8 protein-coding genes and 2 tRNA genes are annotated in these 13226 nt (G+C 72.3%); 7 read left to right on the top strand and 3 right to left on the bottom strand.

The features are described 5' to 3' along the window. Nucleotides 1-204 precede the first annotated feature (204 nt). Nucleotides 205-1188 carry a LysR family transcriptional regulator gene (locus ABZW30_RS17370; protein ID WP_355671943.1) on the top strand — a complete coding sequence of 328 codons (984 nt, stop codon included), beginning with the start codon at nucleotides 205-207 and terminating at the stop codon, nucleotides 1186-1188. A gap of 6 nt (nucleotides 1189-1194) precedes the next feature. Here the strand turns inward: ABZW30_RS17370 and ABZW30_RS17365 are convergent, their stop codons facing one another. Next, complete coding sequence (locus ABZW30_RS17365; protein ID WP_355671942.1) at nucleotides 1195-2397, bottom strand: low temperature requirement protein A; 1203 nt, start codon at nucleotides 2395-2397, stop codon at nucleotides 1195-1197. A gap of 495 nt (nucleotides 2398-2892) precedes the next feature. Next, nucleotides 2893-4596: an ABC transporter family substrate-binding protein gene (locus ABZW30_RS17360; RefSeq protein ID WP_355671941.1), complete on the bottom strand. Its 1704-nt coding sequence runs from the start codon at nucleotides 4594-4596 to the stop codon at nucleotides 2893-2895. Between the two features lie 348 nt (nucleotides 4597-4944). On the opposite strand from ABZW30_RS17360, the gene ABZW30_RS17355 reads away from it, so the two are divergent. The 4 genes from ABZW30_RS17355 to ABZW30_RS17340 all read left to right on the top strand — a co-directional run bounded on the left by ABZW30_RS17355 (nucleotide 4945) and on the right by ABZW30_RS17340 (nucleotide 9246). Further along, complete coding sequence (locus ABZW30_RS17355; RefSeq protein ID WP_355671940.1) at nucleotides 4945-5925, top strand: ABC transporter permease; 981 nt, start codon at nucleotides 4945-4947, stop codon at nucleotides 5923-5925. A 16-nt stretch (nucleotides 5926-5941) separates the two neighbouring features. After that, nucleotides 5942-7000: an ABC transporter permease gene (locus ABZW30_RS17350; protein WP_355671939.1), complete on the top strand. Its 1059-nt coding sequence runs from the start codon at nucleotides 5942-5944 to the stop codon at nucleotides 6998-7000. Continuing rightward, complete coding sequence (locus ABZW30_RS17345; RefSeq protein ID WP_355671938.1) at nucleotides 6997-9099, top strand: ABC transporter ATP-binding protein; 2103 nt, start codon at nucleotides 6997-6999, stop codon at nucleotides 9097-9099. Before ABZW30_RS17350 ends, ABZW30_RS17345 begins: the two co-directional genes overlap by 4 nt. 73 nt (nucleotides 9100-9172) lie before the next feature. Continuing rightward, nucleotides 9173-9246 (top strand) — tRNA-Lys (locus ABZW30_RS17340). A gap of 185 nt (nucleotides 9247-9431) precedes the next feature. On the opposite strand, the gene ABZW30_RS17335 is transcribed toward ABZW30_RS17340, so the two are convergent. After that, a complete protein-coding gene (locus ABZW30_RS17335) occupies nucleotides 9432-10319 on the bottom strand; it encodes an alpha/beta hydrolase (protein ID WP_355671937.1) in 888 nt (295 codons plus the stop codon). 135 nt (nucleotides 10320-10454) lie between these two features. On the opposite strand from ABZW30_RS17335, the gene ABZW30_RS17330 reads away from it, so the two are divergent. After that, nucleotides 10455-10528 (top strand) — tRNA-Lys (locus ABZW30_RS17330). Between the two features lie 221 nt (nucleotides 10529-10749). Continuing rightward, nucleotides 10750-13197, top strand: coding sequence for a transglycosylase domain-containing protein (locus tag ABZW30_RS17325; RefSeq protein ID WP_355671936.1), 2448 nt, complete (start codon nucleotides 10750-10752; stop codon nucleotides 13195-13197). Nucleotides 13198-13226 lie beyond the last annotated feature (29 nt).

The raw sequence follows: 13226 nt of genomic DNA, 5'->3' as shown, positions 1-13226 counted from the left end.
GCATGGCCTGTAGGTCCATGGACTGACCATCACCCCAACGGCCATGGTCAGTCAGCTACTTGGCCGAATAGGTCGAGAATCATGACCGAGCCCTGGATAGCCCGGCCGCATACCGGCGGGGGTCGGTCATGCGTTCGCCCGGCGCGCCTTTGATTCCATGTCATGTCCTTGGCGAGTCGGTGCGGCGACGTCTATGCTCCCGTCGTGGAGCTCGACGTGAGACACCTCCGGGTGCTGTGCGCGATTGCCGACACCGGCAGCCTCCGCAAGGCCGCGCTCCAACTCGGCATGACCCAGCCCTCCCTCACCACCCAGCTGCACCGCATCGAACGAGCCATCGGCGGAACCCTGTTCACCCGCGAACAGACCGGCAGCCGGCCCACCCCGCTCGGCCACTCGGTGCTGTCCCGGGCCCGGCCGGTGATCAGCGAGATGGCCGCGCTGGTGGCCGCCGCCCGCCAGGAGGCCCGGGACGCCGCCGGGCCCGGCCGGCAGCGGCGGCTGCGCATCGGCAGCGTCGGCAGCCGGGCGGTCGCGGCCTGGCTGCGCCGGGTGCACGAGCGGCTGCCGGACACCGACACCACCATCCACGTCGACTCCGCCAGCGCGCTGCTGCGGATGGTCGCCGCCGACCAGCTGGACGTGGCCTTCGTCCACGAGAGCGAGGGCTTCCCGCTGCGGGTGCCGCCGGACGCCGAGCACCGGGTGCTGATGGCCCGGGAGCCGCAGTTCGTCGCGCTCGCCGCCGGCCACCCGGCCGCCGCCCGTCCGGTCGTCCACCTGGCCGACCTCGCCGAGGACACCTGGATGGTGGACCCGACCGCCGACCACGAGTACGCGGCGATGCGCCGGGTGTTCAGCGAAGCCGGGGTGAATCCCCGGGTGGTGCAGGTACGGGACAACGCCACCGCCGCCGAGCTGGTCGCCTCCGGCGAGGCCGTCCGCCCCTGCCAGCCGACCTCACTGCCCGGGCCCGGCACCGTGGTCCGCCCGGTGCACGGGGATCCGCTGGCCGTCCGGCTGCTGTTCACCTGGCGCCGGCGCGCGCTCAGCCCGCCCGCCCTGGACGCGCTGTACGGCGAACTGCGCGCCGCCTACCTGGATCTGGCCAAGGTCAACCCGGCCTACCTGGCCTGGTTGGCGCGACACGAACCGGTGCTGCTGGGGCGGACCCAGGGCGTCTCCTGAGCGGGTTCAGGCCCGGCTCTCCCGGCTGTGGATCAGCACGCCCACCGTGACCATCAACGCGCAGACCAGCCCCGCCGCCAGCACCCCGGAGCCGCCGAACGCCGTGCAGGCCGACACCAGCACGGCCCCGGCCGGTGCCGGCGCCTGCGCGACCGGGCCGCGCTTGGTGTGCCGGGAGTGCAGGTACCAGACCGTGACCAGGTAGACCGCGGTCGGGACGGTGACCGTCGCGGTGGCGGCCGTGTCGGAGATCTCCGCCTTGTGCACGGCCGACTCCACCGCGACCTCCAGCCCGGCACCGATCGCCGCCGCCGCACCGAACACCAGGTAGTGCCCGTAACCCCAGGCGAAGGACTGCCGGTTGGAGCGCAGGTGCTCGTGGACGGGCCGGGCGAAGTAGATCCACCAGGCGGAGAAGCAGATCAGCAGGCCGCCGATCGCCACCGGCACCAGTCGGCTCAGCTCCTCGTACTCGTCCACCGCGGACTGCACCGCCACCGTCGCCGCGGCGACCGTCTCGCCGAGCACGATCAGGGTGAACAGCCCGTACCGCTCGGTGATGTGGTGCGGGTGCCAGGCGGTCCGCATCCGCAGTTCGGCGACCACCGGCACGGCCAGCTCGCACAGTACGCCGAGCGGGATGACCACCGGCCTGGCGGCGTCCGGCAGTAGCAGCATCACCACCCAGCCGACCTGACAGAGCGTGATCCCCAGCGCGTACCGCAGCGCGACCCGCCGCGCCGGGCCCTGCTCACCGGCCGCCGCGCGCAGCCACTGGGTGACCATCGCCAGCCGCATCACCACGTACCCGGCGATCGCCAGCGCCAGGTCCTGGGTGGCGAACAGCCGCGGCACCCCGGCGGCCAGGATCAGCACCCCGGCGATCTGCACCAGTGTGGTGATCCGGTACGGCACGTCGTCGCAGTCGTACGCGGAGGCGAACCAGGTGAAGTTCATCCAGGCCCACCAAACGGCGAAAAAAGCGATCGCGTAGCCGCGCAGGCCCTCCCCGTAGTGCCCGGCCGCCAGGGAGTGGGCGAGCTCGCGCCCGGCCTGACCGACCGCGACCACGAAGCAGAGGTCGAAGAAGAGTTCCAGCGGGGTGGCGACCCGGTGCGGCTCGTCGCGGTCGCGCGGAACCATCCGGCGCACCGGCGGCGGGTCGACATGGTGCGGGCGGGGTGCCGCGCCGGCGGGATCACTGGCCATCCGTGCTGCTCCGGGGATCGGGACGGAGTCTGGAGCGGACCGGAGGGCCCGCCGTCCCGCGCATCCTGGCAGCGGCCCGGGCCCGGTGCACGCACCGGCGCGGCGCGCACGCGGGTGCGCGCGCCGGTTCGGCGACCCCGTTCAAACCCGGGCACGATGCCCTGTATACCCCTTTTCTCCTTGCTGTCAGTCGCAGTTGACGACTCGGTGCGCGAACCGGGTGACAGCGCGCCGGGTTTCCGGGCGCGCCCCGCGCGCTGCGCCTCCACCGGTCGCGACGCCCCGCTAGATTCGTCCCCGGTTGGAAGCGATCGCGGGCCCTGCGGGGCCCCACGACACGGGCGGTCTGCGGGCAACGCGGAAGGTCAAGGCGGGTGGCAGGACAGCGGGGGCGGCACAGCCGACCCGCCCGTGTCCGCACCACCGGCCTCGTGATCACCGCGCTGCTCGCCAGCGCCCGCCGCGCGGTCGCCCTCGCCGCCCCGGCGGCCCCGGTCACTTCTCCCAGCCGACCTTGCTGTAGTCCTCCCAGCCGAGGCCGAAGGCGCCGTAGTTGGCGAGTCCCTTGCGCGCCGCCACCACGACCGGCCGCTGGTAGAGCTCGACGGTGTGGCCGAGCTCCCAGATCTTCGTGTCCGCCTGGTTGTAGAGCTTCGCGGCCTCCACCGGGTCGACCGTTCCGGCCGCCTTCTTCAGCAGGTCGTCGATCTCCTGGCTGCCCAGGCGCGACGGGTTCTGGAAGGAGTTGTCGCCCACGGGCAGGCGGAAGTTGGCCAGGCTCTTGGAGTTCGGGAAGGAGTCGGTGTTGCGCCAGACCGCGAGGTCGAACTTGCCCGGGGTCACGTACTTGGCGAAGAAGTCGTTGGCGGGCACCTTGTCCAGGTCGACCTTGACCCCGGCCGCCTGCCACATCGCCGCCGCCGCGGTGGCGAGGTCGAGCTGCGCCTGCGGAGTGCCGTCGCTGAGCACCCAGTGGAGCTCCAGCGACTGGCCGTCCTTGGTGCGCGGCCCGCTGCCGGACTCCTTCCAACCCGCCTCGTCCAGCAACTTCTTGGCGGCGGCAAGGTCGAACTTGGCCCAGTCCCCCGAGTTGTCCTGGTAGCCGGACTGGTTGGGCATGATGATGTGGTTGCCGAGCGGCTTGAACTCCACCGGCACCCCGTTGTTGGCGATCTTGATCAGCGCCGAGCGGTCGAGCGCCTTGCCGAGCGCCTGGCGGACCTTCTGATCCGCCAGCGCACCGTTGCCGCCGAAGGAGATGTGCACCTCGTCCCACGGGCTGGCGGCCCGGATCACGGTGTCCTTGGCGTTCTTGAGCTGCCCGTACGCGGTGGCGGTGCCGGCCGAGGCGAGGTCGATCTCGTTGTTGAGGTAGGCCTGGATGCTCGCCGACTTGTCCATCACCCGGAAGGTGATCTTGTCCAACTTGGCCTTGGTCCCCCACCAGGCGGGGTCCGGGACCAGGCTGAGGGTCTGGGCGGTCTTGTCCGCCACGCCGACCTTGAGCGGACCTGCGGTGATCGGGATCTTCTCCACCCAGCCCTTGTTGAAGTCGTCCGGCGTGGATATGCCCGCGGCCGGGATCAGCGGGCGGAACAGGTTCTGCCAGTCCGCGTACGGCTGCGCGAAGGTGACCTTCACCTCGGTCGGGTCGGCGCCCTGTTCGACCGCGGAGATCAGCTCGTAGCCGGACGGGTCGTTGATGTTGTACGCCGGGTCCTTGCCGTTGCTGGTCTGCCAGTCCGCCTTGAAGTCCAGGTAGCCGAGCGGCTTGCCGTCCGACCACTTGGCCTTGGGGTTCAGCCTGTACGTGATCACCTGCGGCGAGGTCGAGGTGACCTTGGCCTCCACCAGGTAGTCCGGGTTCGGCTGGAAGGTGCCGGAGGCGTCGGTCCCGAACAGCGACGGCTCCACGGCGCGGATCAGGTTCACCGTGTCGGTGTAGGTGCCGCCGTCCACCTGGAGCGGGTTCCACTGGGTGATCCACTGGTCCAACTGGAAGCGCACCTCGCCCCCGTCCTTGACCTGGTCCGAGGACTTGGCGTTGATGTCCTGGGAGTCCTGCCTCGGCGGCTCGCTCTTGGCCACGTTATCGGCCGAGCCGCTCCCGCCCGAGGTGCACGCGGTGACCGCGAGCGCCACGGCGGCGGCGAGGACGGTCACCCGGCCGAAGCGGCGGGTCGCGCTGGAAGCGTCCATGAGGGTCCCCCTGATGAGGTCTGCTGACGAGGTCTGCGAAGCGGGAGTTGGGGCGCAGTAGGCATGACTGGGCTTGAGCGTGGGCACTCAATCCGGCACCGAGCCAGAGGAACGTAACAGCGGACCGGATCCGCCACCAGGGGGAGGAACGCACACCTGATCCAAAAGTCACCGGGGGCAACGCAGTCGCAACACCCCCGCCGTCCCCGGATGTTTCACTCTGACCTGGGACTTCGCCAACTGCCGTGCCGCCCTTGCCGACTGACGCCCTGACCGGGCCCCGACCGAAGGCCACCACCCGATGCCCACCAGACGCGTCGGCCCCGCCCCCACCCCGGGCAGCCGTTGATGCTCCGCTACCTGGCGAAGCGACTGAGCTACTACGCGGCGCTGCTGATCGCCGCCGTCTTCCTGGCGTACGCGATCTCCGCGAGCGCCCTGCAGCCGCGCACCTACTTCGACGCCAAAGTCCCCCGCCCGTCCGCCGAATCGGTCGAGCGCCAGCTCACCGCGCTCAACCTGAACGACCACACCCCGGTGGTCGAGCGATTCGGGCACTGGGCCGGCGGCCTGCTCCACGGCGACCTCGGCCGGACCATCCACGACACCCCGGTCACCGACGACTTCAGCCGCCGGGTCTGGGTGTCGCTGCGGCTGCTGCTGCTCGGCAGCCTGCTCGGCGCGGTCCTCGGCGTCGCCGCCGGGGCGTGGAGCGCCGTGCGTCAGTACCGGATCTCCGACCGGCTGCTCACCGTGCTCTCCTTCGTGCTGCTCTCCACCCCGGTCTTCCTGGTCGCGCTGTTCCTCAAGAACGGCGCGATCGCCGCCAAGGACGCGGCCGGCCACGAGGTCATCCCGTTCACCGGCTACGAGACCCCCGGGCTGGCCGGCGGCCTCGGCGCCCACCTCGCCGACTGGGCGCTGCACCTGCTGCTGCCCACGGTCTCGCTCGCCCTCGGCGGCCTCGCCACCTACAGCCGCTACCAGCGCGGCACCATGCTCGACGTGCTCGGCTCCGACTACCTGCGCACCGCCGAGGCCAAGGGCCTCACCCGCCGCCGGGCCCTGCTCAAGCACGGGCTGCGCACCGCCGTGATCCCGATGTCGACGATGTTCGCCTACAGCTTCCTGGGCATCTTCACCGGCGCGATCTTCACCGAGACGATCTTCGGCTGGCACGGCATGGGCGAGTGGCTGATCCAGTCGATCAACGAACAGGACGTCAACTCGGTGGTGGCGATCAACCTGTTCACCGCCATCGTCGTGCTCGCCTCCGGCTTCCTGGCCGACACCCTGCACGCCGCCCTCGACCCGCGCGTGCGGTCATGACCGGAGGTGACGTGAAATGACCGTCGTCGCTGCTGATTCCGCCGACTCCGCGGAGTCCCCCGAGCCCGCCGAGCCCACCGGCTCCGGCCCCTCCGCTCCGCCTGCCGGGCGGCCCCGGGCCACCGGACGCGGCCGGCTCGTCCTCACCCGGGTGCTCGCCGCCCGCGGCGCCGTGGTCGGAACCGTCCTGATCCTGCTGCTGTTCGCGCTCGCCTTCGGCGGGCCCTACCTGACGCCCTGGGACTACGCCGCCCCGGACTTCACCGCGCTGCACCAACCACCCTCCGGTGAGCACTGGTTCGGCACCAACGGGGTCGGCCAGGACGTGTTCGCGCAGACCGTCCGGGGGCTGCAGAAGTCGCTGATCATCGGCCTGCTGGTGGCGCTCTTCTCCACCGTGCTGGCCTCGCTGGTCGGCGCCTGCGCGGGCTACTTCGGCGGCTGGACCGACCGGGCGCTGATGTTCCTGGTGGACCTGCTGCTGGTCTTCCCCAGCTTCCTGATCATCACCATCGTCTCGCCCCGGCTGCGCAGCAGCGGCTGGATCGCCTTCGTGCTGCTGCTCGCCCTGTTCAACTGGATGATCACCGCCCGGGTGGTCCGCTCGATGACCCTCTCCCTGCGCGAGCGCGAATTCGTCCGCGCCGCACGGTTCATGGGCGTCCGGCCACTGCGGATCATCAGCCGGCACATCCTGCCGAACGTCGCCTCCTTCCTCATCATCGACGCCACCATCGCGGTCGGCGGCGCGGTGATGAGCGAGACCGCGCTCTCCTACTTCGGCTTCGGCGTCCGGCCGCCGGACGTCTCGCTCGGCACCCTGCTCGCCGCCGGGACCACCGAGGCGCCGGTGTTCCCCTGGATGTTCTACTTCGCGGCCGGGCTGCTGGTGCTGTTCGTGCTCGCCGTCAACCTGGTCGGGGACGGGCTGCGCGACGCCCTCGACCCCACCTCCGGGGCGGCGGGCCGCCGCTCAGGTCGCTCAGGTCGCTCCGGCCGTTCACGTCGTTCACGTCGTTCAAGCCGTTTCGGCCGCTCCGGTCAGCCCGATCGTTCGCAGAGGAAGAGCTCGTGACCACTGTTGTCGAGACCCCGCTGCTCGCCGTCCGGGACCTGCGGGTGGACTTCGCCGGGCCGCACGGCCCGGTGCCCGCCGTACGCGGGGTGGACCTCACCCTGCGGCGCGGCGAGACGCTCGGCATCGTCGGCGAGTCCGGCTCCGGAAAGTCCGTCACCGCGCTGTCCGTGCTGGGACTGCTGCCGGGTACGGCGCGGGTCAGCGGCTCGGTGCGCCTCGACGGCCGGGAGCTGGTCGGGCTGCCCGGGAAGGAGCTCGCCGCGATCCGCGGCCGACGGGTCGCCATGGTGTTCCAGGACCCGCTGTCCGCCTTCACCCCGGTCTACCGGATCGGCGACCAGATCGCCGAGGCGGTCCGCGTCCACCAGAAGGTCGACAAGGCCACTGCCCGCCGCCGGGCCGCCGAACTCCTCGACCTGGTCGGCATTCCGGCGCCCGACCGGGCCCTGGACAGCTTCCCGCACGAGTTCTCCGGCGGCATGCGCCAGCGCGCGATGATCGCCATGGCGGTCGCCAACCAGCCCGACATCCTGCTCGCCGACGAGCCCACCACCGCGCTGGACGTCACCATCCAGGCCCAGGTGCTGGACGTGCTGCGCACCGCGCAGCGGGAGACCGGCGCGTCGCTGGTCCTGGTCAGCCACGACCTCGGGGTGATCGCCGGGACGGCCGACCGGATCGCGGTGATGTACGCGGGCCGGGTGGTCGAAACCGCCGGGGTGGACGCGCTGTTCGCCGCACCTCGACACCCGTACACGCTCGGCCTGATCGGCGCGCTGCCCCGGCTGGACGGGCGCGGCGGCGCGCTGGTGCCGATCCCGGGCACCCCGGCGCCGATGGCCGAACTGCCGCCCGGCTGCCCGTTCGCCGCGCGCTGCCCGCTGGCCGAGGAGCGCTGCTCGACGGCGGAGCCTCCGCTGGAAGGAACTCCGGACAGGGGCCTGGACGGGGGCCTGGGCGGGGACGGCGGGCATGCGGCCGCCTGTGTGCGGTCGGCGGAACTGGCCGAGCGGCGGCCCGCGCCCGACGAGGTCTACCCGGTGCCCGAGCTGCCGGCCACGACCGTCGCCGGGGACCGCTCCTCGCGGACGCCGGTGCTGTCGGTGAGCGGGCTCGGCAAGACGTTCCCGCTCCTCAAGGGCACGGTGTTCAAGCGCAAGGTCGGCGAGGTCTACGCGGTGGACGGCGTCGACCTGGACCTGCGGGAGGGCGAGACCCTCGGCCTGGTCGGGGAGTCCGGCTCCGGCAAGTCCACCACCCTGTTCGAACTGCTGAAGCTCGGCGCCCCCGAGACCGGCCGGATCGAACTGCTCGGCCGCGACACCGCCCGGCTCACCCGGTCCGAGGCCCACCGGCTCCGGGCCGAGCTGCAGATCGTCTTCCAGGACCCGATGGCCAGCCTCGACCCCCGGATGCCGATCGGCGACATCGTCGCCGAGCCGCTGCGCGCCCAGCACACCCCGCGCGAGGAGATCGCCCGCCGGGTGCCCGAACTGCTGCGCCAGGTCGGCCTCGACCCGGACCACGCGGTCCGCTACCCGCACGAGTTCTCCGGCGGGCAGCGCCAGCGCGTCTCGATCGCCCGGGCGCTCGCCGTCCGACCGAAGCTGCTGGTGCTGGACGAACCGGTCTCCGCCCTGGACGTCTCCATCCAGGCCGGGGTGCTCAACCTGCTGCAGTCGCTCAAGGCCGAGCTGGGACTCTCCTACCTGTTCGTCTCGCACGACCTCTCGGTGATCCGGCACCTCGCCGACCGGGTCAGCGTGATGTACCTCGGACGGACGGTCGAGCAGGGCGAGGTCTCCGCCGTCTTCGACCGACCCCGCCACCCGTACACCCGGGCGCTGCTCTCGGCCGTCCCGCTGCCCGACCCCGCCGCCGAGCGCGCCCGCGACCGCATCCTGCTCGCCGGGGACCCGCCCTCCCCCACCGAGCGCCGCACCGGCTGCCCCTTCCGCACCCGCTGCCCGCTCTACGCCCGGCTCCCGGAGACGGCCCGGGCCCGGTGCGAGCGGGACCGGCCGACACTGGACGGCGACCGGGCGGGCGCGGACCACCGGGCGGCCTGCCACTTCCCGGAGGACCCCCAGCGCTGATCACGGTGAGTGTTCGGCCCAATACGATTCGTCGGATCGGGTCGGCGGCGTGTACTGTCTTCCACGTCAGCAAGCGCCGCTAGCTCAGTTGGTTAGAGCAGCTGACTCTTAATCAGCGGGTCCGGGGTTCGAGTCCCTGGCGGCGCACATGGCAAGGTCTCAGGCCGTCCACTCCGGTGGGCGGCCTGAGGCGTTTCCGGGATGGGTGGACCTTCGCCGCCGCGACTTCCTCCGACACCCGCCTGCCGGCCGGGGAACCGCTGCCGCTCTGCGCCGATGCGGAGGGCGGCGATGAGCGGTCGACGGCTACCGCCCGGGCCCGCTCCGGGGCCTCAGCTCGTTTCGAGGACGGCGGAGGCCACCGCGTCCGGGCGGTCGAACATCACCAGGTGACCGGCCGGGGCGGTGGTGCGGTAGTCGGCCCCGAGCAGGGCCGCGAGCTCCCGCTGCTCGGCCAGCCGGTTCCCGGTGCGACGGCTGCGACAGCCGTCGTCGGCGGCCAGCACGGTGATCGGCAGATCCTCGGGCAACGGCCGGGAGCGCCGCAGTTCGTCCAGCTCGGCGGCCATGTCGAGGTAGCGCCCGCTCTCCCGGAGCAGCGCGCGCAGGGCTCGGCCGGTGCGGTAGCAGTGCCGGGCCAGCGGCGCCGGGGCGAGGTCCTCGCGGCGGACGGTGGACAGCCGGGCGGTCGCCCGGCGGGCGGCCGGGCCGAACAGGTACGGCACCGCGACAGCCCGTGCGGCGCCCGCCACCGCCCGGGCCGCCAGGTCGCGCGCGACGGGGGCCGGGTGCGGCCGGGCCGCCTGCTTGACGCTGCCGTCGACCAGCACCAGCCCGGCGGCCCGCTCGGGGTGCAGCCGGGCGAAGGCCTCCACGTGGAAGCCCGCGAGCGAGTGGCCGACCAGGGTGCAGGGGCCGACCAGCCCGAGGCCGTCCAGTACCGCCAGGATCCGCCCCGCCTCGCCGGCCGTCGTCGGGGCGGGCCGCCCGGTGGCGGGCTCGGCGGCGCTCAGCCCGTATCCGGGCCGGTCGAAGCGGACCACGGTGCGATAGGGGGCGAGGAACGGGACGACGAGGTCCCAGTCGAACCAGCTGCTGCCGAGGCCGCCGGTGAGCAGGCAGACCGGACCGCTGCCCTCGGCGCGGACGTGCAGCGGGACGCCGTCGACGCGCAGGAAGCGGTGTCCCGGCTGGAGGCGTCCTGGCTGGGGGCTGGGCACCGTTCCACCTTAACCGGCAGCGAACTCCACCCCAACCAGGAGGAAACGGACACCCTGGCGGCCCGGTGGGGCGGGGCGGAACCGGGGTGGTTCGAGGCACCTCTCGGAACCGTGTATTGTTTTCCAGGTCAGCAGGCGCCGCTAGCTCAGTTGGTTAGAGCAGCTGACTCTTAATCAGCGGGTCCGGGGTTCGAGTCCCTGGCGGCGCACAGACACCGGGGAGCCTCTCGCAGCAGCGAGGGGCTCCCCGATTTTTTGGCCCCCGACGTCCGTTTTGCGTGTGATGTCGGTCTCGATTGCCGTTCCGGCGGAGCCATTCGGCCCGCGCGGCTCGTCCTGGGCAGTAAACCGGAATCGGGACAAAGGTCCCCAACCGCCGATGTCCCCGTCTGTGCAGGCTGGCCCGGTCCGCCCGCAGGAAGGCCGCGCTTTGTCTGAGAACACCCTGGGCGGCCGACGCACGCCGTCGATCAACCTCCGGCCGGCCAAGCGGTTCAAGCGCTCCGCCGGTACGCCCGGCGGCACGGCGGGCGGCAAGAAGCCGCGTCGGCCCAAGCGCACCGGCTGGCGCCGGCTGATACCCACCTGGCGGATGACCCTGCTCGGTCTCGCCTCGGCCCTGCTGCTCGGCGTCGGCCTGTTCGTGCTGGGGGTCGCGCTGGTGAAGGTCCCCAACGCGCACGCCGCCGCGACCGCGCAGAGCAACACCTGGCTCTACTCGGACGGCTCGGTGATCACCCGCACCGGCCAGACCAACCGGCAGAACGTCGGCCTGGACAAGGTCTCCCCCGCCGCCCAGCACGCCGCGCTGGCCGCCGAGGACCGCAACTTCTACAACGAGGGCGCGGTCAACGTGCAGGGCCTGGTCCGGGCCGCCCTCAACACCGCCACCGGCGAGGGCACCCAGGGCGGCTCCACCATCACCCAGCAGTACGTGAAGAACACGTACCTGAGCCAGAAGCAGTCGATCACCCGCAAGGTGAAGGAACTCTTCATAGCGATCAAGGTGGACGCCACCGAGAGCAAGGAGGACGTGCTCTCCGGCTACCTGAACACCTCCTACTACGGCCGCGGCGCGTACGGCATCCAGGCCGCCGCCCAGGCGTACTTCGGCATCGACGCCTCCGCGCTCAACCCGGCCCAGGGCGCCTACCTGGCCACCCTGCTGAACGCACCGAGCGCCTACGACGTGGCCACCGCGACCGCGGCGGGCAAGCAGAACGCCGTCAACCGCTGGAACTACGTCATGGACGGCATGGTCAAGGAGGGCTGGCTCTCCGCCGACGAGCGGGCCAAGACCACCTTCCCCGACGTCAAGGACCCGCAGCCCAACCCGGGCCTGTCCGGCCAGTCCGGCTACCTGGTGGACTCGGCCACCCAGTACCTCACCTCGAACGGGGTCATCAGCGAGACCGAGCTGGCCAAGGGCGGCTACACCATCAAGCTGAGCATCGACCCGAACCGCCAGCAGGCGATGCAGAACGCGGTCCAGGCGCAGCTGCACGACACCCTGAACCCGGACAAGCGGAAGAAGGACGCGGCCGCCCAGGCGGGCGCCGTCTCGGTGGACCCGAAGACCGGCGCGGTCGTCGCCCTGTACGGCGGCGTCGACTACGTGAAGCACTACGTGGACAACGCGACCCGGCGCGACTACCAGGCCGGCTCGACCTTCAAGGCGATCGCCCTGGCCGCCGCCTTCGAGAACAACGCCAAGACCCAGGACGGCCGCACCGTCACCCCGCGCACGATCTACGACGGCACCAGCGGCCGCAAGGTCCGCGGCGGCACGGGCACCCCGTACGCGCCGCCAAACGAGGGCGACAAGAGCTACGGCCAGATCAGCCTGCAGCAGGCCACCGACTGGTCGGTCAACTCGGCCTTCGCCCAGCTCGCGCAGGACACCGGGCTGCAGAAGGTCAAGGACACCGGCGTCGCGCTGGGCCTGCCCGGCAACACCCCGGGCCTGGACCCGGTGCCGTCCATCCCGCTGGGCGCGGCCACCCCGAGCGTGCTCGACATGGCCGGCGTGTACGCCACGCTGGACAACGGCGGCAAGCAGATCACCCCGTGGCTGGTGCAGTCGGTGGACCGCGGCGGCGAGGACGTGCCCCTGCCCGCGCACAAGACCACCCAGGCGATCAGCGCGGACACCGCCGACCGGGTCACCTCGATGCTCCAGGGCGTGGTGAGCGACCCGGGCGGCACCGGCTGGCGCGCGAAGGCGCTGGGCCGGCCGACGGCGGGCAAGACCGGCACCACCGACGACCAGAAGTCCGTCTGGTTCGTCGGCTACACCCCCGAGCTGGTCACCTCGGTGGCGCTGTTCGGCCAGGACCCGGGCTCCGGCGCCCAGGTCAGCCTGAGCGGTGTCGGCGGGATCGACGGTGCGGCGGGCGGCCAGTACCCGGCGCAGATCTGGACCAGCTACATGAAGGCGGCGCTCAAGGGCCAGCCGGTGAGCGACTTCGCGACCCCGGCGGACGGCGACGACTCCGCGGACGCGACCGATCTGCCCACCGCGCCGAGCACGCCGGCCACCGCCCCGTCGACCGGCGCCGCCACACCGAGCGCCGGTACCGGCACCCCGCCGAGCGGCAACTCCGGCGGGAACCCGTCGGGCGGCAACGGCTCCGGTTCCGGCTCGGGCTCGGGCTCGGGCTCGGGCTCGGACTCGGGTAGCGGCGGGGCGGCCACCGGGCCGACCGCTCCCCCGACCACGCAGCCGACGACGCAGCCCACCACCCGGCCGACCGTTCGGCCGACCACCGGGCCGACGCCGACCACCGGGCCGACCACGGCACCGACGACGCAGCCGACCACCCAGCCGACCGGCGGAACGAACGCGCTCTCCGGCGCCGGCGCCGGCGCCGGGGGCTGACGGCCCCGTCCTCGCTGTGAGCGCGCGCT

Source organism: Kitasatospora sp. NPDC004669 (genome assembly GCF_040609455.1).
Lineage (GTDB): Bacteria > Actinomycetota > Actinomycetes > Streptomycetales > Streptomycetaceae > Kitasatospora.
This window is presented reverse-complemented; position numbering and strand designations above follow the sequence as displayed.